Origin of the sequence: Pseudarthrobacter equi (assembly GCF_900105535.1) — a bacterium.
In the GTDB taxonomy this organism is placed as follows: Bacteria; Actinomycetota; Actinomycetes; order Actinomycetales; family Micrococcaceae; genus Arthrobacter; species Arthrobacter equi.
Genome location: NZ_LT629779.1, coordinates 158,782 through 183,942 on the forward strand (window position 1 = coordinate 158,782; position 25,161 = coordinate 183,942).

The 25,161-nt window shown below is 67.7% G+C and carries 18 protein-coding genes and 1 pseudogene; 3 read left to right on the forward strand and 16 right to left on the reverse strand.

From position 1 onward, the window contains the following. Positions 1 to 45: 45 nt before the first annotated feature. From BLT71_RS00665 to BLT71_RS00695, 7 genes are all read right to left on the reverse strand, one after another. Positions 46 to 807 carry an iron ABC transporter ATP-binding protein gene (locus BLT71_RS00665; RefSeq protein WP_091716706.1) on the reverse strand — a complete coding sequence of 254 codons (762 nt, stop codon included), beginning with the start codon at positions 805 to 807 and terminating at the stop codon, positions 46 to 48. After that, positions 804 to 1,841, reverse strand: coding sequence for an iron chelate uptake ABC transporter family permease subunit (locus tag BLT71_RS00670; protein WP_091716708.1), 1,038 nt, complete (start codon positions 1,839 to 1,841; stop codon positions 804 to 806). The genes BLT71_RS00665 and BLT71_RS00670 overlap by 4 nt, the downstream gene beginning before the upstream one ends. Further along, on the reverse strand, positions 1,834 to 2,841 hold the full coding sequence (locus BLT71_RS00675; RefSeq protein ID WP_091716710.1) for an ABC transporter permease: 1,008 nt from the start codon (positions 2,839 to 2,841) through the stop codon (positions 1,834 to 1,836). The genes BLT71_RS00670 and BLT71_RS00675 overlap by 8 nt, the downstream gene beginning before the upstream one ends. 18 nt (positions 2,842 to 2,859) lie before the next feature. Further along, on the reverse strand, positions 2,860 to 3,804 hold the full coding sequence (locus BLT71_RS00680) for a siderophore ABC transporter substrate-binding protein (RefSeq protein ID WP_091723706.1): 945 nt from the start codon (positions 3,802 to 3,804) through the stop codon (positions 2,860 to 2,862). 221 nt (positions 3,805 to 4,025) lie between these two features. Then, on the reverse strand, positions 4,026 to 5,189 hold the full coding sequence (locus BLT71_RS00685) for a mannitol-1-phosphate 5-dehydrogenase (protein WP_091716712.1): 1,164 nt from the start codon (positions 5,187 to 5,189) through the stop codon (positions 4,026 to 4,028). After that, entirely contained in the window at positions 5,189 to 7,252 is a 2,064-nt protein-coding gene (locus BLT71_RS00690; RefSeq protein WP_091716714.1) for a PTS mannitol transporter subunit IICBA, read from the reverse strand. Before BLT71_RS00690 ends, BLT71_RS00685 begins: the two co-directional genes overlap by 1 nt. A 98-nt stretch (positions 7,253 to 7,350) precedes the next feature. Beyond that, positions 7,351 to 8,079 (reverse strand): TetR/AcrR family transcriptional regulator, encoded by a 729-nt coding sequence (locus tag BLT71_RS00695; RefSeq protein ID WP_091716716.1) that lies wholly within the window; start codon positions 8,077 to 8,079, stop codon positions 7,351 to 7,353. 170 nt (positions 8,080 to 8,249) lie between these two features. On the opposite strand from BLT71_RS00695, the gene ptsP reads away from it, so the two are divergent. Further along, positions 8,250 to 9,935: a phosphoenolpyruvate--protein phosphotransferase gene (ptsP, locus tag BLT71_RS00700; protein WP_091716718.1), complete on the forward strand. Its 1,686-nt coding sequence runs from the start codon at positions 8,250 to 8,252 to the stop codon at positions 9,933 to 9,935. Between the two features lie 28 nt (positions 9,936 to 9,963). On the opposite strand, the gene BLT71_RS00705 is transcribed toward ptsP, so the two are convergent. The 8 genes from BLT71_RS00705 to BLT71_RS00740 all read right to left on the reverse strand — a co-directional run bounded on the left by BLT71_RS00705 (position 9,964) and on the right by BLT71_RS00740 (position 22,216). Next, positions 9,964 to 13,626, reverse strand: coding sequence for a GH32 C-terminal domain-containing protein (locus BLT71_RS00705; protein WP_091716719.1), 3,663 nt, complete (start codon positions 13,624 to 13,626; stop codon positions 9,964 to 9,966). Positions 13,627 to 13,661: 35 nt separating this feature from the next. Continuing rightward, positions 13,662 to 15,197 (reverse strand): glycoside hydrolase family 32 protein, encoded by a 1,536-nt coding sequence (locus tag BLT71_RS00710; protein ID WP_091716721.1) that lies wholly within the window; start codon positions 15,195 to 15,197, stop codon positions 13,662 to 13,664. Next, positions 15,194 to 16,345 (reverse strand): ATP-binding cassette domain-containing protein, encoded by a 1,152-nt coding sequence (locus BLT71_RS00715; RefSeq protein WP_091716723.1) that lies wholly within the window; start codon positions 16,343 to 16,345, stop codon positions 15,194 to 15,196. The genes BLT71_RS00710 and BLT71_RS00715 overlap by 4 nt, the downstream gene beginning before the upstream one ends. Continuing rightward, positions 16,342 to 17,331 (reverse strand): ABC transporter ATP-binding protein, encoded by a 990-nt coding sequence (locus tag BLT71_RS00720; RefSeq protein ID WP_091716725.1) that lies wholly within the window; start codon positions 17,329 to 17,331, stop codon positions 16,342 to 16,344. The genes BLT71_RS00715 and BLT71_RS00720 overlap by 4 nt, the downstream gene beginning before the upstream one ends. After that, a complete protein-coding gene (locus BLT71_RS00725) occupies positions 17,328 to 18,299 on the reverse strand; it encodes an ABC transporter permease (protein ID WP_091716727.1) in 972 nt (323 codons plus the stop codon). The genes BLT71_RS00720 and BLT71_RS00725 overlap by 4 nt, the downstream gene beginning before the upstream one ends. A gap of 24 nt (positions 18,300 to 18,323) precedes the next feature. Beyond that, positions 18,324 to 19,301, reverse strand: a complete 978-nt coding sequence (locus BLT71_RS00730) for an ABC transporter permease (protein ID WP_091716729.1) — start codon at positions 19,299 to 19,301, stop codon at positions 18,324 to 18,326. A gap of 90 nt (positions 19,302 to 19,391) precedes the next feature. After that, a complete protein-coding gene (locus BLT71_RS00735; protein ID WP_091716730.1) occupies positions 19,392 to 21,065 on the reverse strand; it encodes an ABC transporter substrate-binding protein in 1,674 nt (557 codons plus the stop codon). 80 nt (positions 21,066 to 21,145) lie between these two features. Then, positions 21,146 to 22,216 carry a LacI family DNA-binding transcriptional regulator gene (locus BLT71_RS00740; protein WP_091716732.1) on the reverse strand — a complete coding sequence of 357 codons (1,071 nt, stop codon included), beginning with the start codon at positions 22,214 to 22,216 and terminating at the stop codon, positions 21,146 to 21,148. A gap of 254 nt (positions 22,217 to 22,470) precedes the next feature. Between BLT71_RS00740 and BLT71_RS00745 the strand changes: the two are divergent. Together BLT71_RS00745 and BLT71_RS00750 are read left to right on the forward strand one after the other, a co-directional pair. Beyond that, positions 22,471 to 22,860 (forward strand): annotated as a pseudogene (locus BLT71_RS00745) (helix-turn-helix domain-containing protein); the annotation flags it as partial. 113 nt (positions 22,861 to 22,973) lie between these two features. Beyond that, positions 22,974 to 23,777, forward strand: a complete 804-nt coding sequence (locus tag BLT71_RS00750; RefSeq protein ID WP_091716737.1) for an alpha/beta fold hydrolase — start codon at positions 22,974 to 22,976, stop codon at positions 23,775 to 23,777. On the opposite strand, the gene BLT71_RS00755 is transcribed toward BLT71_RS00750, so the two are convergent. Further along, a complete protein-coding gene (locus BLT71_RS00755) occupies positions 23,774 to 24,994 on the reverse strand; it encodes a PucR family transcriptional regulator (RefSeq protein ID WP_091716739.1) in 1,221 nt (406 codons plus the stop codon). The genes BLT71_RS00750 and BLT71_RS00755 overlap by 4 nt on opposite strands. Positions 24,995 to 25,161: the final 167 nt, after the last annotated feature.

Below are 25,161 nucleotides of genomic sequence, written 5' to 3' on the forward strand. Positions count from 1 at the left end.
GGGTGAGCGCGCGTTGCAGGAATACCCACCACAAGTGAGCGCGCGTCAGGTGAAGTAGACGCCGATCCGGTGCGCGCCGATCTCCTCGATGCGGATGTCGATGTCGTAGACGTCGCGGAGCATGGCCTGCTGCATGATCTGCCGCGGGCTGCCCTGGTGGATCAGCCTGCCGTCCTTCATGGCCAGGATGGTGTCCGAGTAGCAGGAGGCGAAGTTGATGTCGTGGACCACGATCACGATGGTCTTGCCGAAGTCGTCGGCGAGGCGCCGCAGGAGCCGCATCATCTCCACCGAGTGCTTCATGTCCAGGTTGTTCAGGGGCTCGTCCAGGAGCAGGTACTGCGTGTCCTGGGCCAGCACCATGGCAATGAAGGCCCGCTGCCGCTGGCCGCCGGAGAGCTCGTCCACGAACTTGTCCGCCATGGGCGTCAGGTCCAGGTGCGCGATGGCCTCTTCCACCTTGGCGAGGTCCTCCACCGTAGGCCGCCCGCCGGAGTGGGGGAACCGGCCGAAGGCCACCAGGTCGCGGACGGTGAGCCGCATGGTGAGGTGGTTCTCCTGGCGGAGGATGGCCATGGTCCGGGCCAGCTGGCGGCTGTCCGTGGACGCGATGTCCAGGCCGCCCACGGAAACCTCACCTGAGCCCAGCGGCTGCAGCCGGCTGATCAGTGAGAGCAGGGTGGATTTGCCCGCGCCGTTGGGTCCGATGATCGAGGTGATGCCGCCCTGCGGAATCTCGCAGCTGACGTCGTCGAGGACCGTCTGGCCGCCGTAGCTTTTGGAGACGTTGCGGACCGCGATGGTCATTTGAGCGAGCCTTTCAGCAGGAGGTAGAGGAAGAGGATGCCGCCCGTGAACTCGATGACCACGCTGAGCGCCGTGCCAAAGCCGAAGACTTTCTCCAGGACCAGCTGGCCGCCCACCAGCGCGATGGCGCCGATCAGCACCACAATGGGGAGCAGCCAGGCGTGGCTGAACCCGCGGCACAGCTGGTAGCCCAGGCTCACCACCAGGAGTCCGAAGAAGGTCACCGGGCCTACCAGGGCGGTGGAGACGGCCACCAGCAGCGAGCAGGCCAGCAGCACGCGCATCACCACCTTGCGGTGGTCCACGCCCACGTTGATGGCCACGTCCCGGCCCAGCGCCAGGACGTCAAGGGTGTGCCGGGCCCGCCAGACGGCAGCGCAGACGGCGGCGACGATCACCGCGGCGACGCCCAGCAGGGCGGGGTCCACATTGTTGAAGGACGCGAAGAACAGGTCCTGCAGGATGATGAATTCGCTGGGTTCCATCAGCCGCTGCAGGAGTGAGGAGAAGCCGCGGAACAGGCTGCCGAGGATCACTCCCACCAGCAGGAGCAGGTGCAGCGACCGCGTGGCGCCGGTGAACATCCAGCGGTACAGCAGTGCGCTGAAGGCCACCATCAGCACCACCTCGACACCGAACTGCAGCGTGGGCGGGGCCGTCACCACGGCGGCGGCACCGAGGGCGAAGGCCATGACGGTCTGCACCAGGATGTACAGCGAGTCGAAGCCCATGATGGACGGCGTCAGGATGCGGTTGGCCGTCACGGTCTGGAACAGCAGCGTGGATACGCCCACGGCAACGGCCACCAGCAGCATCGCGGAGACCTTGATGGCGCGGCGCGGCAGGATGTAGCCAACGTTGCCCTTGAGTTCGAAGAACAGGAAGAAGAGGACGACGGCGGCCGTCGCCGCGAGCAGGACGCCCAGCACGAGTTGGGGCGGGGCATTGCGGAGCCGGCGCCGGGCCGGGCCGCGGGACGGGGCCACGGCGGAGTCCACGGGAGCCGGGGAGGTCAGGGCGGGCGCCTTAGGCATTGCGTTTCCTCAGGATCAGGGCGAGGAAGAGGATGGCGCCCAGCACGGACATCACCATCCCCACGGGAACCTCGTAGGGGTACCGGATGGTCCGGCCGATGATGTCGCAGACCAGCACGAATGCGGCCCCGAACAGGGCGGTCCACGGGACGGCGCGGCGGAGGTTGTCACCGAAGATGAGGGAGACGATGTTGGGCACCACCAGACCCAGGAAGGGTACGGCGCCCACGGTGGTGACCACCACGGCGGAGATCAGCGAGACGATCAGCAGTCCCAGCCGCATGGTGCGGGCATAGTTCAGGCCCAGGTTGGTGGTGAAGTCCTGTCCCATCCCGGCGACGGTGAACCGATCGGCGGCGAGCAGGCCCACCAGCATGAGCGCCGCGACGATCCAGAGCAGCTCGTACCGGCCGCGGAGGACGCCCGAGAAATCGCCGATCATCCAGTTGCTGAGCGTCTGCAGCAGGTCGTACCGGTAGGCGAAGAAGGTGGTGACGGCGGCGATGATGCCGCCCAGCATGATGCCCACCAGCGGAATGAGCAGGGTGTTCCTGGCGGGCAGCCGCCGCAGGATGGCCAGGAACAGGGCGGTGCCCAGCATCGCGAAAACGCTGGCTACCAGCATCTTGGCCAGCATCGGCGCGCCCGGGGCGAGGACGGTGACCACCAGGATGCCCAGCGTGGCGGACTCGACGGTGCCCACGGTGGAGGGTTCCACGAAGCGGTTCCGGGCCATGAGCTGCATGATCAGCCCGGCCACGGCCACCGCCATGCCTGCCAGCAGCACGGCCAACGTTCGGGGCACCCGGGAGATCCAGAAAATGTCGACTGTGTCCGCGTCCCCCGCGAGCAGTGCCGGGAGTGAGACGTCGCTGACGCCCACGAACATGCTTCCTGCGGCGAGGACCAGGACGGCACCTGCGGCCGCAGCCAGGCCCGCGTACTGGCGGGCCTGGCTGCGGGTTGCCGGCGCCTGGGGGCGCGCGGCGGTGATGGTCATGCTGTAGCCCGTTGGGGGTTAGGCGACGGAGCCGGCCACGGCGTCCACCATGGCCTTGACGTTGTTCAGGCCGTATCCCACGATGTACCAGCCTGCGGGGTCCAGGTTGATGACCTTGCCGTTCTTGGCGGCATTGGTGGACTGGACGAGCTCGTTGTCCAGGATGGCGTTGGCGGCGCCTTCGGTTCCGATGGCGGTGTCGCGGTTGATCACGTAGAGGAGGTCCGGGTTGGCCTGCTTGATGTACTCGAAGGAGATGGCCTCGCCGTGGGATCCCTCGGACTTCACGTCCGCCGCAGTGGGGACGCCCAGGACGTCGTGGATGATGCCGAAGCGGGACCCTGCGCCGTAGGCGGTCACTTCGCCTCCGGAGGTGAGAACGATCAGGCCCTTGCCGGCGGTTGCGGCCTTTGCTTTGGTGTCCGCCACGGTGGTGTCCACGGCGGCGAGCTTCTCCTCAACCTCGGCTGACTTGTTGAAGATGGTCCCCAGCTTTCCGGCCTGCTCCTTGAAGCTGTCCATGGGCTTGGCGGCATCGATGGAGAGGTCGATGGTGGGGGCGATCTTGCTCAGCTCTTCGTAGGCGCCGGCGGTGCGGCCGGAGATGATGATGAGGTCCGGGCTTCCCGCGCTGACGGCTTCGAAGTCGGGCTCCTTCAGGGAGCCGATCTTGGCGTACTTGGCATCGGAGTACTTCTTCAGCGCGTCCGGGTAGGCAGCTTCCGGCACACCGGCAGGTTCAACGCCCAGGGCGTCCATGGTGTCCAGGACGCCGAGGTCGAACGTGAAGACCTTTTCCGGGTTGACCGGGACGTTGGCGGTGCTTCCCTGGGCGTGCTCGACGGTGATGGTGGAGGTTTCCGCTGCGGGGGTTGCCGTGGCGCTGCCGCCGCACGCAGTCAACGTCAGGAGGGCCGCCCCTGCCGCCATTGCCCCCAAATAGCCCTGCAGCCTCTTCTTCACGATGTTCTCCACTCGGTAATAACGTCACAACTTCGTTGCCTAATAGAGCAGAGCCTATAAGTAAGGGCAGGCTAACCAAAGCGCTTTTAGGCTGTTTGTGGGCGACATCACAGAAGAACGACGCCGGCACTGGGGTCAGTGCCGGCGTCGTCCTTGTGCATTACGTCGATGCAGTCATACGTCGGATGGTGCGGCAGGCAGCGTGCCGCCGGCTGCGGAGATCAGGCGGAGGTGGTGGCCACCTCTGCCTGCCGTTCCTCCACGAGGGTGGACACGGCGTTGAAGAGCGGGTGGTCCGGTTCCAGGCCGGTGATCCTGGCGGTGGCGTCCGCCGCACTGCCCGACGCGAGGATGCCGGCCAGTTCGGTGGCCTCGGCGTCGGCGGGATCAGTGAACCGCAGCGCCGCTGAGATGGCTCCGAGCAGGGCCTCGGGCACCACGCCGCGTTCGGCCAGCTCGGCCGCGGGGCCGATGAACCGCTCGTTCCGGCTGAGCTTGCGCAGCGGGGCGCGGCCCACCCGGTTCACGGTGTCCGGCAGGTGCGGGTTGGTGAACCGGACCAGGATCTTCTGGACGTAGGCTTCCTGCTCGTCGTTGCTGAACCCGTGCTTGGCCACCAGGAGCTGCTTGGTTTCCTCCAGCACTGCCCGCACGTCTTCCGCCACGTCCTGGTCCGCCATGGCGTCGGAAATCTTTTCGATTCCGGCTTCGAAACCCAGGTAAGCGGCCGAGGCGTGGCCGGTGTTCACCGTGAACAGCTTGCGCTCAATGTAGGGCGCGAGTTCGTCCACGAAGGTGGCACCGGGGATCTCCGGCTCCGATCCGGCGAAGGCCGTCCGGTCGATGACCCACTCGTAAAAGGATTCCACGGTGACGTCCAGGCCCTGCCCGGCCTCCTGGTTGGGCACGATCCGGTCCACGGCGGTGTTGGCGAACACTGCTTGGCCGTCCAGCGCCCCGCCGGCGGCCTCCGGGCGGGAGGCCACCTCCCGGGCCAGGATGTCCGTGGCGTTGATGGCGTTCTCGCAGGCCATGACCTGCAGCGGCGCCATCCCGGCCCCGCGGGCGGCAATGCCCCGTGCGATCACCGGTGCCACGAACTTCAGGATGTGCGGCCCCACCGCTGTGGTGACGATGTCCGCCGTCGCGATTTCCGTGATGAGTTCCGCTTCCTGGGTGTTCGAATTCAGGGCGCGGAAGTTGTCAACGGTCTGCACGGCGGGGTTCTCCCCCACTTCATGGACGGCGTAGCTGTCCGCCGCCGCCAGCTGGGCAATGAGCGCGTCGGCGACGTCGGCGAACACCACCTCGTAGCCGGCGTTGTGCAGGAGAAGCCCCACGAAGCCGCGGCCGATGTTGCCGGCACCAAAATGTACAGCCTTCACTATGCGTTGACCTTCCCGAAGAGCTCCAGGACTTCATCCACGGAGCTGGCCGCCTCAAGGCGGGCCACCTGCTCCTTGTTGGTAAAGACCTTGGCAATGGAGGACAGGATGTGCAGGTGTTCGTTGTTGACGCCGGCGACGCCCACCACAAATTTGACCTCCTTGCCGTTCCAGTCGATGCCCTGCGGGTAGCGGATCACCGAGACTGCCGACTTCCGGATGTGGTCCTTGGCGGCGTTGGTGCCGTGCGGGATGGCCAGGAAGCTGCCCATGTAGGTGGACACGGATTCCTCACGCTCGTGCATGGCGTCGATGTAGCCCTGGTCCACCGCGCCGCGGGCCAGCAGGAGCCGGCCGGCTTCGTCGATGGCGGCGTCGCGCGTGGTGGCTGTTCCGGTCAGGATGACGCTTTCACGGGCCAGGATCTCTGCCCCTCCCGCGGCCGGGGCGTCGGCGGCGTGCGCACCCTGGCCTGCGGCTGCACCAGCCGCGGCGCCAACTCCTGCACCGCCCGCTGCGGCGGCACCGCCGGAAGTTCCGGCACCCGCCTCGGCCGTGGCGCCGGCGTCGGCCGATCCGCCTTCGGTGTTGCTCTCCCGGACCAGGTCAACGATCTCGTCGTAGCGCGGGCTGTTCATGAAGTTGTCCACCGAGAAGTGCGCGGCGCTGGACGTAGCGGGCTTGGCCCGCTCGGTGAGGTCCTGGTGCGTGACCACAACGTCGTACGTGTCGCTGAGGTTGGCGATTGCCGAGTTGGTGACCTTGACATCCGGGAAACCGGCGGCCTTGATCTTGTTGCGGAGCACGGAGGCGCCCATCGCGCTGGAGCCCATGCCGGCGTCGCATGCGAACACGATGTTCTTGATGGGACCGGCCATCACGGCGGTTCCCACACCACCCGCACCGGTCAGGTGGGAGGACACAGAGCTCTTCTTGCCCTTCATCTCCTCCATGCGAGAGGTTGCGGCGTTGAGGTCGCCTTCGTCGCTGTGCTTGGTGGTCTTCATGATCACCGAGGCCACCAGGAAGGACGCGGCCGTGGCGAGCAGGACCGCGAGGATCACCCCGAGGTAGCTGTCACGGGACGTCTGGGCGAGTACGGCGAAGATGGAACCCGGCGCTGCCGGTGCAACAAGGCCGGCACCGGTGACCGCCAGGGTGGCGATGCCGGTCATGCCGCCGGCGATGGCAGCCAGGACGAGCAGCGGGCGCATCAGGACGTACGGGAAGTAGATCTCGTGGATGCCGCCGAGGAAGTGGATGATTGCGGCACCCGGGGCAGAGGCCTTGGCCGCGCCCTTGCCGAAGAACATGTACGCCAGCAGGATGCCCAGGCCCGGGCCGGGGTTGGCTTCGAGCAGGAAGAGGATGGACTTGCCCTGCTCCAGCGACTGCTGGACGCCCAGCGGGGTGAGCACGCCGTGGTTGATGGCGTTGTTCAGGAAGAGGATCTTGGCGGGCTCAATGAAGATGCTGGTGAGCGGCAGCAGGCCGTTGTTGACCAGGAACTGCACCACATTTCCGGCACCGGCGCTGAACGCTGAAACCACCGGAGCCACCGCATAGAAGCCCAGCATGGCGAGCAGGCCGCCCCAGATACCGGCGGAGAAGTTGTTGACCAGCATCTCGAAGCCGGGCCGGATCTTGCCGTCCCAGAGCGAATCGATCTTCTTCATGGTCCAGCCGCCCAGCGGGCCCATGATCATGGCGCCGATGAACATCGGGATGCCGGCGCCCACAATTACGCCCATGGTGCCGATGGCGCCCACCACGCCGCCGCGGACGTCGTAGACCATCTTGCCGCCGGTGTAACCGATCAGCAGCGGCAGCAGGTAGGTGATCATCGGCCCCACGAGGCCGAGGTTCGGCTTCCCGTCGGTTTCGCCGAAGCCGCCAAGCTGGGGAACCGGCAGCCAGCCCTTTTCGATGAAGAGGGCCGTGATGATGCCCCAGGCGATGAAGGCGCCGATGTTGGGCATGATCATTCCGGACAGGAACGTCCCGAATTTCTGGACGTGTACCCGAGCGCTGGTACGTGGCTTTGCAACTGTTTCTGTTGCCATGTGATTTCCTAACCGTTCGTCCTGCTGCTCCGCAGGATGGTCCGATACTGACGACGACGTACTGCTGGTGGAACCGGGTGGGGCAGGTTGGTGCCGGCCTAGCCGGCGGGAGTGGTGGAGATCCGGTGCAGCCACTCGAGGAAGAGCTTGAGCTCGGAGCTCGAGAGCTGGTCTGAGTGCGAGGCCTGAAGTGCGGCGTTCAGGGCAATCGCTGCCACCACCACCGAAGACTTTCCGGCGTTGCCCGGGGCCGCACCACTGGCGGGCTCGGCGGATACCGCAAAGATCATGGCATCCCGGGTCATGGTGGACAGTTCAAGGTTCCGGTCCGGGGCGGGCTCCGCAATCAGCATCAGCGTCACACCCACGTTGGCCGCCAGGATGGACCTGGCCGCTTCCCTGGGCTGGACGTTGAGCTGGCCCGCCACCGCGGCCTTATTCAGCATCTCCTCCATCAGCGCCTCAGCATCGGCAACGATGGCGGGGCGGCTTTCCGGACGGATGTTGCCGAACATCACCAGGTACAGCTCAGGCTGGTTAAGCCCGAACTGCACGTGGTTGTCCCACATTCTCCGGATGTCCTCGAGAGGCTGCCCGGAGGGGGCGAAATCCCTTTCGCCTGCGACATATTCTTCGAATCCTGCAGCCACCACGGCGTCGAAAAGGCCTTCCTTGTCGCCGAAGTGGTGGTACAGGGTGGGTGCAGATACCCCTGCCAGCTGCGTGATCTGGCGGGTGGAGACCGGCGCTCCCGCGGATATTGCCAGCAGCTCCGCCGCTGCACGGAGCAGCCGCATTTTGGGGGGAAGCTGGCCATCCAAACTCATAACCGCTACCCTAGCACCTATAGCGTTGCTATATGAACTGAATCACATACAATTTTTTCAGGCTCGTTTCCATCTCCTGACGTGACGCGTTGCGGCGGTGCGGAGGTGTTCCGGCATGGCGCCGGAACTGCTTGGCGGGCCTGGCTACCGGCAGAGAATGAGGACCTTCAGTGCAGAACTTCCCAGGAGTAGGCGTCAGTCCAGGCCGCGTCATCGGCACCGTGCGGCAGATGCCCAAACCGATCAGCGAACCCCCCGCCGGTGACCAGCTGGCGCCGGGTACCACCGCCGAGGAAGCCACCGCAGCACTGAAGGCGGCCTCGCAGGCCGTGCATGACGAACTGAAGGCGCGCGCGGCGCACGCCAGCGGTGACGGCAAGGCCGTCCTGGAGGCCACGGCGCTGATGGCCAAGGACACCATGCTGATTAAGGGCGCCGCCAAGCTGGTGGCCCGGGGCACGTCCGCCGAGCGGGCCATCTGGGAATCGGGATCCTCCGTTTCGGAGATGCTGCATAACCTGGGCGGCTACATGGCTGAGCGCGCCACCGACGTCCTGGACGTGCGGGCCCGCATCGTGGCCGAGCTCCGCGGCGTGGCAGCGCCCGGCATTCCCGCGTCCGAGAATCCCTTCGTCCTGGTGGCAGACGACCTCGCCCCGGCCGATACCGCCACCCTGGACCCAAACAAGGTCCTCGCCCTGGTGACGTCCGGCGGCGGCCCGCAGTCGCACACCGCCATCATCGCCCGCTCGCTCGGCCTTCCCGCCGTCGTGGCCGCCGTCGGGGTGGACCACATCGCTGACGGAACCGAGGTCTACGTGGACGGCGCCGCCGGCTCCGTCACGTCCGAGCCGGACGGGTCCCTGCGCGAGGCCGCGGAAAACTGGGCCGCAACGGCGTCGCTGCTGGCGGAGTTCACCGGCACGGGCGCGACGGCGGACGGCCACCAGGTCCCGCTGCTCGCCAACGTGGGCGGCGGCAAGGACGCGGTGGCTGCCGCGAAGCTGGGCGCCCAGGGCGTTGGCCTGTTCCGCACCGAGTTCTGCTTCCTGGAGCGCGACACCGAGCCCTCCGTGGAAGAACAGGCCGCAGCGTACAAGAGCGTCTTCGATGCTTTCCCCGGCAAGAAGGTGGTGCTGCGCACGCTGGATGCCGGCGCCGACAAGCCGCTGCCGTTCCTGACTGACTCCACCGAGCCCAACCCCGCCCTCGGCGTCCGCGGCTACCGCACCGATTTCACCACCCCGGGGGTGCTGGACCGGCAACTGGAGGCCATCGCCCTGGCCGCCAACGCGTCCGAGGCGGACGTGTGGGTGATGGCACCGATGATTTCCACGGCCGAAGAGGCAGCCCGCTTTGCCTCGATGTGCGCGGATGCCGGCCTGCAGACCCCCGGCGTGATGGTGGAGGTCCCCTCGGCCGCCCTGACCGCCGAGGCCATCCTCCGCGAGGTGGGCTTTGCCAGCCTGGGCACCAACGACCTCACCCAGTACGCCATGGCAGCGGACCGCCAGCTCGGTCCCCTGGCCAACCTGAACACCCCGTGGCAGCCGGCCGTCCTGCGCCTGGTGGGCCTGACGGTGGAAGGCTCCCGGGCCGAAGGCAACAGCAAGCCCGTAGGCGTCTGCGGCGAGGCGGCGGCGGACCCCGCCCTGGCCGTCGTCCTGACCGGCCTGGGCGTGAACACACTGTCCATGACCGCCCGCTCCCTCGCCGCCGTCGCCGCCGTCCTCAAGACCGTGACCCTCCAGGAAGCCCAGGAACTGGCCAAGCTGGCGCTCTCCGCCCCGAGCGCCTCGGAGGCCCGCGACCGGGTGCGGGAGAAGCTGCCCGTGCTGGCGGAACTGGGCCTGTAACCAGCCCCGCCAGCCCGGCAAACCTGCCCTACGGCAGGGCCGTCACCAGCACATCCTGGTACGCGGCCCTGCCGTCGAACACGTTGACGCCCACCCGTCCGGCGGCCAGGGGCGCCGTTTCTGCCACGTCGATCAGCTGCGTCCCGTCCACTGCCACCGTGATCCGGTTGCCACTGACGGCGGCGTCCAGGGCGTAGCTGACCCCGTGGCCCAGGTTCGAGGGCACACTGGCCAAAACGGTGAACACGCCGCCGGACAGCTTGAACACCCGCACCACGCGCAAGTTCGGGTCCAGGTTCACGTAGTAGGCGGTGGACCCGTCGGCCGAGGACCGAAGCAGCACCGAGCCGGCACCGCCGTACCCCTTTTCGGGGGCCAGGTCCCGGTTCAGGAGCTCACCCGCGAAGGGCTCGCCGCCGAACCTGACGGTGGCCTGCACCCGGACGTTGCCGTAGGTGGCAGGGCCCATGGCGGTGGAGTCCTTGTCGAACGTGCCGGCCAGGCCTGCGCCCGTGCCCTCCCAGCGTCCGCCCGGAACCACCGCGTAGGCGCCCAGGTTGTGCCGGGCGTTGCCGGCGGCCGGCGGAAGGATGGCCGACGGCGGAGCACCGGTCAGGCGCGCGGTGTCGCCGAGCTGGTGTACTTTGACGGACACCAGCCGGGCAGTGCCTCCGGCAGCCGTGAAGGACAGCCCTGTGGAGGACGGGTCCGGGAAGACCAGCGAGGTGATGGCAGCCGTGCCGTCACCGCCGAACACCTCCACAGAGGACGCGTCCACCAGGATCCGGACCTTCACGCGACGCTCAGTGCCCACCACGGTGGAACTCCACGGGGCCGTGGCATTGTCCGCGGCCGAACCTGCGAAGTAGCGGGTGAAGTCCCTGCGCCCGGCGGCACCGCGGTCCACCGTGAGGGCGGCAGCACCGGCGTCGTACGTCACCAGTGTCTGCTGCGCGCCGGTGGAGCCGTTCCCTTTCCGGACCCCGAACGCGAAGGACGCGGCCCCGCCCGACAACGGGATCCCCACCTCGGCTTCCAGTTCGAACGAACGCCCGGAGGCGGCGGCCAGCGGGTTGCCGGAGGTTGGCGAGACCGCTACGTCCGAGGCCTGCCACGTGGAGGTCCGCAGCGACTCTTCCTCCACCACCGGGGACTGCGTCAGCCTCAGCCCGGCACCCGGCACGTCCACCAGCCTGACCTCGCGGGGCACTGACAGCTGCCCGTTCCACCGGCCCGTGGGCGGGCTGAAGGCGTAATCCCAGTTGCTCATCCAGCCGATCATGATCCGCCGGCCGTCCGGGGTGCCGTAGAAGCTCATGGCCGCGTAGTAATCGCGGCCATGGTCCGCCTGCAGCACCGTGGCGGCGGGGGTGTCGGGGGTGAAGGCTGTGCCGTTCCACGTTCCCGTCACGTACTGTGCCGCCGAGCCGTTGGTTGCCCGGACGGCGCCCGTGCTCCACCACAGTACCCAGCGCTTCACCCCGGGCTGCCCCTCCACGGGCAGTTCGAAGAAGTCCGGGCATTCCCACACCCCGCCGCGGACCCAGCTGCCGTAGCCGAAGGTGCTGGCGAAGGTCCAGTGGAGCAGGTCTGTGGAGGAATAGAAGCGGAGGTGGTCCCCGCCTGCCACCACCATGATCCATTTACCGGACGCTTCATCGCGGGTGACTTTGGGGTCGCGGAAGTCCCAGCCGCCGTCCGCGCCGCCCGGGTTCTCCACCACCGGCGCGGCCTGGACGGTCTGCCAGCTGCGGCCCTTGTCCTTGCTGTACGCGGCGCGGACGGACTGGTTTCCGTTCGGGGCGTCGTGGTTGAAGCTCGTGTAGTAGGCGATCAGCCCGGAGCCGCCGCCGAAGAGCCCGCTGGCGTCGGTGGCATCCACCACCGCCGAGCCGGACCAGGACTCCCCTGCGGCCATGTGCGGCAGGGCGATGGGCAGTTGCTTCCAGTGCAGCAGGTCGGTGCTGACCGCGTGCGCCCAGCGGCCGCGGTCCTGGTGGAAGAGGTGGTACTCGCCATCGAAGAACACCAGGCCGTTGGGGTCGGAGCTGTTTCCGGAGTTCTGCGTGTAGTGGAAGCCCGGCTGGTAGAGGCCGTTCAGGTACTGGTCCACTGCATCTCCACGGACATTCTGGAACCAGGCGGTGCCGGTGGCAAGGAGCGCGAACCCGGAACCGGAGGCGCTCGGAACCGTGCCGTTCAGGACGGAGGTCCCGTTGATGAGGACGGACGCTTCCGTTCCCCGGGCCGTGAACTGGACGCGGTTGAGCTGCCCGGCCTTGAAGCTGGTGGCGGGCAGGCTGCCGCTGTGCAGGAGTGTGGACCCTGCCCGGTTGTACAGCTTCGCCGTGCCGGCGCCGGGGTCGATCCGCAGTTCGAGGCCGCCGGAGCCGTCGGCACCGCTGCGGACCACCACCGAGGCCGTTGCCGGGGAGGTGACGGTCAGGTCCAGGGAGGCGACGACGTCGGACGCCACAGCCGGGATGAACCTCGCCGCGGTGCCGCCCGCCGGTGCGGCGCGGAGGCCGGCGGCATCGGGTTCCCACAAGCCGGACACCGTGCGCCAGCCCTGGAGGGAGCTCTCCAGGCCGCGGAGGGTCATGCTTTGGAACGCGGCGGTTCCGTTGTAGGAGCCGAGCCCGATGTGGCCCGCGCCGGCCGTGGAGTCGGTGGCCGTCATGGCAGGCGTGGCGCCGTTGGGGTCCAGGAAGTCCGTTTGCCAGTAGACGGCCAGCTCGCTGCCAACGGCGGTGACCCGCAGGCGGTAGACCTGGTTGACCGTGATGGCCGCGGGAAAGGTGCCCAGCGTGGCGTTGTCGGAAACCCGGTAGAGGCGCAGCCTGCCCGCGTTGGGGTCCACTTCGGCGGCGTACCCGGTGGTCCCGGCGGCATTGGTCCGGAAGAGGACAGTTCCCACGCCGTAGGGGGACGCCACCTGGATGTCGGTGGAGAAATCGACGTCGGTGGGTGACTGACCGGTGGCGATGGCGCGGATGTTGGCGTTTGCCGGAGCGGCGCCACGGAATCCGGTGGCCGTGGCGGACCAGCCCTCACCGGCACTCCAGCCGGAGACATTCGCATCGATGGTCCGGACCCCGGGGGTTCCGAAGGCAACGGTTCCGTTGAACGCATGGAGCCCCACACGGCCGGATTCGTAGCGGTAGTCCGTGGCGTCGATCCTGGAGGTCCCGTCCACGGCCACGTAGATCCGCGGCCCGTCAACGTGGACGTCCACGTTGTAGGGCTGTCCCGTGTTCAGCGCGAGGGACACCGGGGCCACCACGTCCTGGCCGGTGGCGAGGTCGAACAGCCGCACCCGGTCCAGGTTGGGATCGATGGTGGCTGCGTAGCCGGCGCCGGCGTCCGGGGTTGCCCGGAATACCAGGGCACCCACACCGTAGGGGCTTCCGGAATCGACCGTCACGCTGGCCGTGTAGCGGGCAGTGCCCGCGATGACCTGTTCGCTGGTGGCGGCCGCGTTCTGCCCGGAGGGCGCGACGGCGGTGTACCCGCCCTGGGCCGTCCGGGTCCACGTGCCGCTGGTGCCGGCGACGTCCGGGATGGGGCTGGTGGTGCTGTTGAGGGTGACGGGCGCGGCGCCGAGGGCCGCCGCCGGAGCAGCGGCCCCCGTTCCCGCGAGGCCGGCACCAAGGACCGCTGCCGTGAGGCCCGCGGCTAGTCTCTTGTGCATGCAGATCGCCTTTGATCTCGGAGGTGGGTTTGGGGCTACGGGAAGAGGGTGCGGCCACCTCCCGAAATGTCGGCCATCGTCCAGGCATCGAAGGCGTTCAGGCGCACGGTTCCTGCCGTGGAGAGGGTGACGTGGCCGCCGCCGCGGGTGGGGTAGACGCGGGCGGTGAGCGGCTTGCCGCTGGCGAAGACCTCGACGGCGGACCGGTCCACCAGGACGCGCAGGTGCACGCGGCCTTTGGGCATGGGGATGGGCCCTGACCTGTCCTCCACGTCCACTGACGAGTCCAGGGAACTGCGGGTGCGGTCGAGGCGGAGGGTTCCTTCGGTGTCACCGGCAGTGCCTTCGGGACGGGACACTTCGATGACGGTGTCCTCCGCGCCGTCGCCCGATCCCAGCACGCCCAGCCGCAGCATGGCACCCGGTGCCAGGTGGATGTCCAGTTCCAGGTCCAGCTGGTTGCCCCGGACTCCGGTATCCAGCGGCGCCGCCAGGTCCCGTCCCGTCAGGCGGGTGTGGGTGCCGCGAAGCTCTTCAAGTTCGGGGACCGGCGCGAACCGCAGCGTTCCGTCTTCCGCCAGTGTGGTGATCCGCGGCAGGCTCATCACGCCGGACCAGCCGGCTTCCACCATTGCGGCATCCGTGCGGCCTTCCTGGAGCCAGCCGAACATGATGCGCCGGCCGGCGTCGTCGAGGAAGGACTGCGGCGCGTAAAAGTACCTGCCGCCGTAGTCCAGGCGGTGTAGCGCGGCCGGCTCGAAGGAGTCCCCGGAGTACCGGCCCGTCCAGTACAGCGGGTGGTGGGTGTCGCCGTCGTTCCAGGCGGAGAAGACCAGCACGTCGGGTGAACCGTCTGCGGGTTCGGTCCCCAGGGTCCCGGTGCCGGCGCGGAACAGGTCCACGCATTCCCACATGGTGCCGGTCCAGTCCGTGCCTGCGGGGTTACCTTGTGAGGCGTCGCCGATGAAGAGCGGCCCTACGTAGTCCCAGGAGCGCAGGTCTGCCGACTCGTACAGGAACGCCGTCCCGCCGCGGCCGCGGACTCCCGAGCCCACCAGCTGCCGCCACTTGTTGCCTTCGCGCCACACGCAGTGGTCACGGTAGGCGGTGATGTCCACGCCGGCCGGCGGGGCTGCGATGACAGGGTTCTCGGGGGCTTTGGTCCAGCTGGACAGGTCCGGGGAGCCCACGGCGACGCACGGAAGTTCCCGCTCCCCGAGGCGGCCCGAGTAGACCAGGGTGGGCGTGCCGGCGTCGTTCACCAGCACGCCGGACCAGCAGCCGTCGGCGTCCGGGCCCGGCGAGGGTTCCAGGGCCACCGGCCGGTCCGTCCAGGTGACGAGGTCCGTGCTGGTGGCGTGGCCCCACTGGATGCGGTGGTGGAAGGCGCCCTCGGGGTTGTACTGGTAGAAGAGGTGGTAGATGCCGTCCCACTGGGCCACGCCGTTGGGATCGTTGAGCCACCCGGCGGGCGAGACGAAATGGAAGCGGGGCCGCAGCGGGTCTGATTCGGCGCGGGCAACCAGCTCGTCCCGGGGAACGGTGGCCAGCGGGTGGGTCAGTTCAGTCATGCCGAAGCCTTCCGGGGGTTGTTCGACGCCGGCGGACCGGCGTGCGCGGAGGTCCCCGCGTCTGCGGATGGGCCGGCTGCCGGGTCTGCAGCGAGGGCGTGGCCGCCGGCGCCGGCACGCGGGCGGTAAAGGTGGCAGCGGACCCAGTGCCGGTTGCCGGGCTCGCCCACCTGGTGCCGGACTGGTTGTTCGGCTGAGCAAGGCTGGTCCGGGTCGCCGTCGAACGCGCAGCTGGTGGAGGCCATGACGGCCTGCCGCAGTCCGGCCCGCCGGACGGGATCGTAGGAACCGGCACGGGCCGGATCCGGAACGGCTGAGACCAGGAGCTGTGTGTAGGGGTGGGCCGGATTGGCCAGCAGGTCCAGGGATTCGCCCTCCTCCACGAGTTCGCCGGCGAACATGACGGCCGTGCGGTCCGCGAGGTAGCGGGCCGAGGCGAGGTCGTGGGTGATGTAGAGCATCGAGATGCCCTGCTCGTCCCGGAGCCTGCGCATCAGGTTGAGCACGCCGATCCGGACGGAGACGTCCAGCATGGAGGTTGGTTCGTCGGCGAGGATCACCTGCGGTTCCACGGCGAGCGCCCGGGCGATGGCGACGCGCTGCCGCTGGCCGCCGGAGAGCTCATGCGGGTAGGAATCCAGCATGTCCGCCTGCAGCCCCACGGTGTCCATGAGCTGTTCGAGGCGGGCCTGGGTTTCCGTTTCCGAACGTCCGCCCTTCCCGTGGATCGCCAGGGAACGCCGCAGGAAATGGCCGATCCTGTGTGCCGGGTTCAACGACCCGAAGGGGTCCTGGAACACCATCTGCAGCTGGGAGCGGAACGCCCGCGAGGCCTGGAAGCGGTCCCGTTTGAGGACGTCGGTACCGTCAAGCAGGATGGACCCTTCGCTGGGCCGTTCCAGCCGGGCAACACAGCGGGCCAGGGTGCTCTTGCCGGAACCGGATTCGCCCACCAGCGCAACGATTTCGCCGCGGCCGATGGCCAGGTCCACACCGTGGAGGGCCCGCACCGAGTCTCTCGAGAACAGCCCGCCGATGGGGAACGACTTGCCCAGGCCGCGGACCTCCAGTGCGGGGGTATCCGCTCGGCCGGGGCCTGGGCTGGTGGGGCCCGAACCGGTGGTGGTGGAAAGTGTTGAATGGCTCATCGGATGGCTCCTTCCAGGGCTGCCGCTTCATCCCCGGTGGCGTGGGCTCCGTGCGCGATGGACAGGTCGTCGGCACCGAACGGCGCCACGAGGTGGCCGGGCGCCACTTCGGCGAGGTCCGGAATGTTCCGGAACTTCACGCCGTCGGGCAATCCCGAAAGTGGAACCCGCGGACCGGTGAGCGGCGGGAACGCGCCCATCAGCGCCTGCGTGTAGGGGTGGCGGGGGTCGGTGTAGACGTCGTGGGCCCTGGCGGTTTCCACGATGCGCCCGCCGTACATCACCGCCATCCGGTGCGACAGTTCCACCATGAGGGACATGTCGTGGGTGATGAACAGGACGGAGAAGCCGAGCTCGCGCTGGAGTTCCTTGATCTGGGCCATGATCTCCTGCTGCACCACCACGTCCAGGGCAGTGGTGGGCTCATCCAGGATCAGGAGGGAAGGCTTGAGCGCCACGGCCATGGCAATGACGGCGCGTTGCCGCATCCCGCCGGAGAGCTGGTGCGGGTAGGACTTCAGCCGTGCGGAGTCGATCCGGACCAGCTCCAGCAACTCGCCCGCCCGCCGCAGCGATTCCCTGCGGGACAGCCCCGCGTGGGTGGTGAAGATGTCCACGATCTGCTCGCCGATGGTCAACACCGGGTTGAGCGAATTCATGGCCGACTGGAACACCATGGCCACGTCCTGCCAGCGGAAGCGCCGCAGTTCCTCCGGGCTCATGGCCAGGACATCCCTGCCGCCGAAGGAGATGCTGCCGCCGGCGATCTTCGCGGGGTCCTTGAGCAGGCGCATGATCGAGTTGGCGATGGTGGACTTGCCGCAGCCGGACTCCCCTGCGAGGCCGAAGACCTCGCCGGTGCCGATGCTGAAGGAAACACGGTCCACGGCGGTGGTGGAGCGGGTATCGCCGATGTACTTCACGGTGAGGTCCTGCACGTCCAGGACAGGTTCGTGGGACCCGAAGGAGGTCTGGGAGACGGTCACTTCGCGGCGCTCCTTTCGGTAGTGGCAGGGGTTTCAACCGTGGCCGGCTTGGGGGCTTTGATTTTCCGCAGGCGGGGGTTGGTGACCTCGTCCACGGCGTAATTGATGAGGGCCAGGGCGAAGGCCACCAGGGCGATGCACACGCCCGACGGCACGAAGACCCACCAGCTTCCGGTGAGCAGCGCGCCCTCGTTGCCGGCCCAGAAGAGGTTGTTGCCCCACGAGACGGTACTGACATCGCCCAGGCCCAGGAACTCAAGGCCCGCCTGGGCGCCGATTCCGTAGATCACGCAGGCCAGCAGGGTGCCCATCACGATCGAGGCCATGTTGGGCAGGATTTCCCGGAACATGATCCGGCCCGCCCGTTCGCCGGACACCACCGCCGCGGCCACAAAGTCCTTGGACCGGATGGACAGGGCCTGGCTGCGCAGGACGCGCGCCGATCCTGCCCAACCGGTGACGATGAGCACCAGGATCACCGTTCCCAGGCCCGGCGGGAGGAACGCGGCGAGGATGACGAGCAGCGGCAGCCCGGGAAGGAGGAGGAAGACGTTGGTTACCAGGGACAGCGCCTCATCGATGAACCGGCCGAAGTAGGCCGAGGCCAGGCCCACCAGGATGCCGATGAACGTGGAGGCGAAGCCCACCGTGAGGCCTACCAGCAGCGAACTCCGGGCGCCGTGCACGGTCAGTGCCAGCACGTCCTGTCCCTTCGCAGTGGTGCCCAGCCAGTGGTCGGCATCCGGTTCCAGGGAGGCCATCGCGGTGATCCGGGAGGGATCGCCGGGGAACAGTACGGGGGCCAGCAGGGCCAGCCCGATGAAGACGGCCATGACGGCCATGCCCACCAGGGCCTTCTTGTTGGTGGCCAGCCCGTGGATGAAGCTGCGGTTGGGTTTGGTTTTGGGTTTCGCGGCAGGGGTCTTACCGGCCGTGGTGCCGGGTTGCTGGAGGATTGCGGTTGCCATGATGGGTCCTTTGTCTGCGGCCGGTCAGTTGCTGCGCACGCGGGGGTCGAGGCGGACGTACAGGATGTCCACCAGGAAGTTCGCCAGCAGCACGGCGGCGGTGATGGTCAGGAACAGGCCCTGCATGAGCGGGTAGTCCAGGCCCTGGACGGCGTTGAGGAGCTGGTAGCCCACGCCGGGGTAGGCGAACACCACTTCGGTGAGCAGCGCCCCTCCCACCACGAAGCCCAGTCCCATGCCGAAGCTGGTCACGGACGGCAGCATGGCGTTGCGGGCCGCGTACCGGAGCATGATGCGGCCCGGGCGCAGGCCCTTGGCCTCGGCCATGGTGATGTAGTCCTCCGAGTTGGTGGCGATCATGGTGTTCCGCATGCCCAGCATCCAGCCGCCGATGGACACCAGCACGATGGTCAGCGCCGGGAGCACGAGGTGCGCGCCGACGTCGCCGATGAACTCCCAGGTGAACGCGGGCTCCAGGCCGGCCGTGAACGCGTGCCGGATGGGGAACCAGCCCAGCACCACGCCGAACAGGTAGAGGGCGCCCATGGCCAGCCAGAAGTAGGGGAACGATCCGATGAACACCAGCACCGGAGGCAGCGCCGAATCGATGGCGCCGCCGCGCCGCCACGCAGCCACGATGCCCAGCAGGTTACCCACGACGGCGGCAATCACCAGGGCGGTTCCGCCCAGCAGGAGGGTCCAGCCGATCTGGGACGAAATGACCTCCGTGACCGGCGCCGGGAAGCGCGAAATGGAGACGCCCATCTGGCCGGTGAAGATGTTCTGCAGGTAGCCCGCGTACTGCTCCCACAGGGGCCTGTCGTCAACACCCAGCAGCCTGCGCAGCGCCTCGATCTGTTCGGGCTGCATTCTGTCCTGGGAGCGGGCGAACATGCGGGAAACGGGGTCCCCCGGCATGAAGCGCGGGAGCAGGAAATTCAGGGTGATGGATGCCCAGAAGGCGACCAGGTAGAAACCCAGCCGGCGCAGGATGAAGCGCACGGGTTCCCTCCAATTCGGGAGTGGTGAAAGGTGTGGGGGCTGGCCGCCGGAGATTCCGGCGGCCAGCAATAAAACTCTTGGCGGTGGGGACTACTTGCGCGGTTCCAGGGAGGTCAGCACCAGCACCGTGGTGGGTGCGCGGACCGAGAGGGTGGCGTAGGGGTTGTCCTGGGTGGGCCAGCCGGTGAACCGGGTGTCATTGAAGGCGCCCCATTCCGGGCCGGAGAAGAGCGGCACCAGCGGCGCGGCGTCGCTGTACTCCTGCTGGAGCTTGTTGGCGATGTCCTTCTGCTTGGACTGGTCCGATTCCGCTGCGAACTGGGCCAGCAGGGCGTCGGCCTTCGTGTCGCCGAAGCGGTGGTAGTTGTCGAACGTCTTGGTGCCCACCGGCTTCACGGTTGCCGAGCCCATGGCGGTGTTGAAGTACTTGTACGGGCTGGGGTCGTTGGCGCTCCAGACGATGCCTGAATCAAAGGTGCCCGTTTCGTAGCCGGCCACTACGGCGGCCCAATCCGGCGAATCCACCTTGGCGGTCACGCCTACCTCGGCCAGGTTCTGGGCGATCACGTTGGCGACGGACAGCCAGTCGGAGGAAGAGGCCCCCACGGAAATCTTGAACTCGAACGGGGAGCCGTCCTTGAGGGTACGCTTGCCGTCCGCGCCCTTGGCGTAGCCGGCCTTGTCCAGAAGCTCGTTGGCCTTCTGCACATCGTGGTTGGTCCAGGTGCAGTTGTCCTTGACGGCGCTGTTCTTCCAGGTCTCGTAGTTGCCGGACAGGCCTGTGCAGTCACCCGGCTGGGCGTAGCCGCTCATGCCGATCTTGGTGACCTGGTCCCGGTCAACGGCCATGCTCAGTGCCTTGCGGACGTCAACGTCGTTGAACGGCGCCTTGGTGGTGTTGAGCTGCCAGTTGATCATGGCCCCCGTGGGCGGGAACCAGTACTGGCGGTGGTCCTTGTCCTTGGAGACGAACGTCTTTTCGATGTTCGGGATGTACTGCGGTGCCCAGTCCACGTCGCCGTTGGCCGCCGCAAGGTTGGCACCGTCGTTGCCGGCGAAGGCGAGCATCTTGATGCCGGCGATCTTCTGCTTCTCCGGCTGCCAGTAGTTGGGGTTCTTCTTCAGCACGAAGGACTGCGCCTGGAAGCTGTCCACCTCGGTGTAGGGCCCAGTTCCGACCGGCTTGGCGTTCGCTTCCTTTTCGGGGTCTGCGAGCGTGGACCAGATGTGCTTGGGCAGGATGGTGAGCTGGCCGACGTCGTACAGCGCCGGGGACCATGGCTTGTTGAAATTGAACGTGACCTTGTTGCCTTCGGCGGTGACGCCGTCGAGGTACTCGAAGCCGCCCTTGATCTTCTTCTGCAGCTCGAAGGTGTAGGCGACGTCGTCGGCAACCAGCGGCTGCCCGTCGGACCACTTCACGCCGTCACGCAGCGTGAACGTGACGGACTTGCCGTCGTCGGCGGCCTTCCACTCGGTGGCGAGCCACGGCACCGTGTCTCCGTTGGCCGGGTTGAAGATCAGCAGCGATTCGTAGATGGCCTGCTGGACCATGGGGTTCACAGTGGGGGCGAACGGGTTGAAGTTCTGCACGAACGTGCCCATGTCCTCACGCGGAATGGTGAGCAGCGCACTCGCGTTGGAGCCGGCGTCGTTGCTGTTTGCCTTGTTGACGTTGGCCGCGCAGCCGGTCAGCAGCATCGCTCCCACGGCCAGGCCAGCGGCCGTAATCCGGGCAGCCCTGAAGAATCGGGGTTGTGTCATGATGGTTATCTCTTTCCTGTCTTCATCAGCGAGGTGAAGGGTGGGTTAGGGGTTTTGCTCTTCGGAACTTGATTTCGCGGTCAGACCGAAGAGCGTTCTAGCAGCGGACAGTCGACCAGTTGCTGGTCGGCAATGATCGGCTGTCCTGCTGTAAGAGCGGCGAGCGTCTGGACTCCCAGGGCGCCCATTTTTTCGAACGGCAACGCAACGGTGGTCAGTTTGGGCCGCAGGTAGGCCGCAATCAGTTCCTGGTTGTCGAAGCCGATCACGGCGATGTCTCCGGGGATGGTCAGGCCCCGTTCCTTGATGGCGTCATAGGCACCCATCGCCATGCGGTCATTGAGGCAGAACAGTGCCGTTGGCCTGCGCTCCCCCTCGTACCTGTCCAGGATCCGGCCGGCGGCCTCGTAGCCGCCGTCGGCCGTCGCGTAGCCGGACACCACCAGTTCCGGGTCCAGGTCCAGTCCGGCGGCGGCCAGTGCTTCGCGTGCACCTTCCAACCGCCCCACTGCAGCAGGGATCACCGGGTCAAGGTTGATGACCCCTAGCCGGGTGTGGCCGGCCTGGAGCAATCGTTCGACGGCGACCCGGCCGCCCGCGCGCTCGTCAGGGACGATCGAGGGCAACTTTCCGTCAGCGTCGAAGCAGTTGATCAGGACAGTGGGTACTTCATTGGCGCTGGCCGGTACGTGGACGCCCCGGTGGAAGGTGGCTGCGTACAGAAGTCCTTCCACGCGTTGTTCCAACAGCTTCTCCGTTGCAGCATCTTCCAGGCCCTGGTTGGGTCCTACTGCATCGGCCTGGTCGGAGGGCGCGATGAGCAGGAACCGGCGGTCAAGCCAGGCCTGGTCCTGGGCACCTTTGATGATGTCGACGGCGAACGGGGCCGTGACGATCTCGGTGACAATGCCGTACCAGCCACTGCGCTGGGATGCCAGTGCACGGGCACCGGCGTTGGGCCGGTAGCCCAGCTCCTGGACGGCCTCGTTGATCCGGGTGCGGGTTTCCTCGGAGATGCTGGCGTTTTCGCGGTTGCTCAGGACGAACGAAACTGCGGTCCGGGAGACGCCGGCGTGCTTGGCGACGTCATTCATGGTGACGCCCCGCTGCCGCACGGAGGCGGCCTGGTGGGGTGTGGTGCTTTTCGCCATTGAATGCTCCGGGTCTTCGTCGACTGGGCCGTGCCAGCTTCTCTGTGGTGAGGTGTTTCCTGATCCGCGGCCGCCTTGTGGGTAACGCGCGTTACTTGGATCGTGTGATTGAGGTTACGCGCGTTACTAACTCCGTGTCAACGGCTTCTTTTGGCCGTGCCCGCACTTCCCGTTACGACGGTTCCGCGCACCGGCGACCTGCGCGGATATCTGGCCCGCAGGGAACCGGCGGAACGGGGCGTTAGGCTTCCTGTATGGCACTGATAGCCCCCCGCGTGACCGCCGGACTGCCCGCCGATGATGCCGGCACCCTCGCCCGCGCCCTCCGGGACAGCAACGACATCACCGTCTTCGTGGACGGCACTGTCCACCGGCTGCCCGCCCAGGCGAGGGACGCCGTCGTGGACCTCCTGGCGCGGCTCAGCCGCGGCGAGGCGGTGACCGTGAGCAGTGTCGAGGAAATGCTGACCACCTCCCGCGCCGCTGAACTGGCAGGCATTTCCCACACCTACCTGCGCAACATGACGGACCGCGGCGAAATCCCGGTGGAATACCGGGGCACCCACCGGCGGATCCGGCAGAGCGCCATCCTGGCCTGGCTGGAGACCCAGCGGCGGAAGGAACGCGAGGCCGCGGCGGACGGCGGCACACATGCAGCCGGAACGAACGATGCGGGTTCAGACGGCGTGGTTGCGGGCAGCGCGGTGACGGAGAGCGCCGGCGGTTCCGGTGCTGCCGACGGCGGCGCGGGGCTCCGATGACGGTCCGCCTGCGGTCCTCGGCGGTGGAAGCCCGCGGCCTGTCCGGCCGGATCCTCTGGGCGGACGGCACCCCGCCGCCTTCGCCGGGCGCAGTGCCGGGCGATGCGGGGCCGGCGTATGTCCTGGTCCACGGAATCGGCGTCTCGCACCGGTACCTTCGGCGGCTGCACCAGGTGCTGGCCGCCACTACCCCCACCTATTCACTGGACCTGCCCGGATTCGGCGGAACGCCCCGGCCCGGCCAGCAGGTGTCCGCCGAGGAGTACGGCGCCTTCATCGGCGAGGCCCTGGCATCCAGCGGCATCGAATCCTATATTTTGGTGGGCCATTCGATGGGCGCCCAGTTCACCATCGAGGCCACCCATCACGCCCCGGACCGCGTGCAGCAGCTGGTGCTGATGGGCCCCGTGGTTGATGAACGGCACCGGACGGTCCCCCGCCAGAGCGTCGCCCTGTTCCTGGATGCCCTCCTGCGGGAGAGTGCGTCGTCCAACTGGGCCGTCCTCAGTGAATATTTCCGCTGCGGCCCGCGCTGGTACTTCACCGAACTGCCCGTCATGATGAACTACCGCACCGAGGAACGGCTGGCCGGTATCGACCTGCCTGTCCTGGTGCTGCGCGGCGGCCAGGACCAGGTTGCCGGCCCCGAGTGGTCACGGCGCCTGGCTGCCACGGCGAGGCACGGGCACTTCGCGGAAATCCCGGGAGCGGGACATGTGGCCCAGCACCTCCGGCCGCAGCAGGTGGCCGAGGCGATCAGGTCCTTCGTGACGGCAACATCGGGCCGGGCCCGCCGCTAGATCCTCGGCCGGCCAGCCCACCGGCGCATCTTCAGGGCGGCGTGAAGCTCCAGACGGGGCAGCCCCTTTAGCGGATCCACGCCCAGCAGTTGGCGGATCCTGCCCAGCCGGTTGTAGATGCTGCTCCGGTGCAGATGGAGCTTCGTGGCCACGTCCTGGACCGAACCGTCGTTGTCGTAGAGGAGCTCCAGCACCGGAATGAGTTCGCCGTTCCGGTCATGGTCTTCGAGCATCCGGAAGTACACGGACCCCGAGTCGGCCCAGGCCCCCACGCCGCCTCCGGCGGATGCCAGCAGCTGGTACACGCCGGTGGACCTGCAGTCCACCAGCTCACCCAGTTGGGAGTCGACGGCGGCCGCTTGGGCTGCGAGTTTCGACTGCCGGTACGCCTCGCCCAGTTGGCGGGTGCGGGTGAACCCTTCGCTGATGCCGAGGATGATGCGGTGCACCGGCCGGCCGGACCGCTTGGCCAGCTCCAGCTGGTAATGCACCAGGACCTGCGCATGGTTGGCCCGGCCGGACAGCTCGCGGAACAGCACCACCGAGTGGGTCTCCGTACCGGCACTGAACAGCGCCGCGTCCACGCCCACGGTGGCCTGCAGCGCGGTGGACCGGTGGATCAGGGTGGATGCGATGGGGTCCGGACCGCTGGCCCAGCCGTCGGCATCCAGCACGGTGACCATCTGCCACGGGCCGCGGCCCTGGACTTCCTTCCAGCCGGCAACTGCGGCCACGGCGTTCGGTTCGCCGGCGCAGGCGGACAGGAACTCGCGTTCGCGGCCGCGCCGGAACTCCGACTCGGCCGTATTGGAATCCAGCAGGAGCCCGGACAGCAGCTCCAGCTCATGGTTGACCGCCGGCAACTGGGTGAGGATCGCCGTCGGGCTCTCCTCCGCCGAGTCCTGCTGCACCCAGAGATAACCCACGCGGAAGCCGCGCACCATCAGCGGCACACAGACGCGGCCCAGCATGCCCAGGTCCGGATTGGCCGGCACCACCACGGGCCGCACGGCAGTGGCGATGCCCTGCGAGAGCTGCCACGCGCTCACGTCCGCCGGCACCTTCTTGCTGAGCAGGAAGTTCACGCGCACACGGTCCGCATGGGACTGGTTGGAGCTGTAGGCAAGGAGCAGGCCGTCCAGGTCTTCCAGCGAAAGGCCGCGGCCCAGCTTCTGCGCCACTTGCTCCACGAGCTGTTCCACACCCTGCTGCTGCATGCGCCAACATTACTGCCCGGCAGCCCGTGGGCACGAACGGACAACAGGCGACACCTGACGCCCCCACCCTCGACAAATGTCTACCCGAGACGGATGGATTTCCCGGAATTCCGGGGATCTTGGCGGCAGCCCATTCCGCCGCCAATGTCGGCTGGCTCACAGCGGAT

Coding starts and splice junctions, on each gene's coding strand:
- BLT71_RS00665 (WP_091716706.1), bottom strand. CDS start 807: ATGACCATCGCGGTCCGCAACGTCTCCAAAAGCTACGGCGGCCAGACG.
- BLT71_RS00670 (WP_091716708.1), bottom strand. CDS start 1,841: ATGCCTAAGGCGCCCGCCCTGACCTCCCCGGCTCCCGTGGACTCCGCC.
- BLT71_RS00675 (WP_091716710.1), bottom strand. CDS start 2,841: ATGACCATCACCGCCGCGCGCCCCCAGGCGCCGGCAACCCGCAGCCAG.
- BLT71_RS00690 (WP_091716714.1), bottom strand. CDS start 7,252: ATGGCAACAGAAACAGTTGCAAAGCCACGTACCAGCGCTCGGGTACAC.
- BLT71_RS00695 (WP_091716716.1), bottom strand. CDS start 8,079: ATGAGTTTGGATGGCCAGCTTCCCCCCAAAATGCGGCTGCTCCGTGCA.
- BLT71_RS00705 (WP_091716719.1), bottom strand. CDS start 13,626: ATGCACAAGAGACTAGCCGCGGGCCTCACGGCAGCGGTCCTTGGTGCC.
- BLT71_RS00710 (WP_091716721.1), bottom strand. CDS start 15,197: ATGACTGAACTGACCCACCCGCTGGCCACCGTTCCCCGGGACGAGCTG.
- BLT71_RS00715 (WP_091716723.1), bottom strand. CDS start 16,345: ATGAGCCATTCAACACTTTCCACCACCACCGGTTCGGGCCCCACCAGC.
- BLT71_RS00725 (WP_091716727.1), bottom strand. CDS start 18,299: ATGGCAACCGCAATCCTCCAGCAACCCGGCACCACGGCCGGTAAGACC.
- BLT71_RS00735 (WP_091716730.1), bottom strand. CDS start 21,065: ATGACACAACCCCGATTCTTCAGGGCTGCCCGGATTACGGCCGCTGGC.
- BLT71_RS00740 (WP_091716732.1), bottom strand. CDS start 22,216: ATGGCGAAAAGCACCACACCCCACCAGGCCGCCTCCGTGCGGCAGCGG.
- BLT71_RS00750 (WP_091716737.1), top strand. CDS start 22,974: ATGACGGTCCGCCTGCGGTCCTCGGCGGTGGAAGCCCGCGGCCTGTCC.
- BLT71_RS00755 (WP_091716739.1), bottom strand. CDS start 24,994: ATGCAGCAGCAGGGTGTGGAACAGCTCGTGGAGCAAGTGGCGCAGAAG.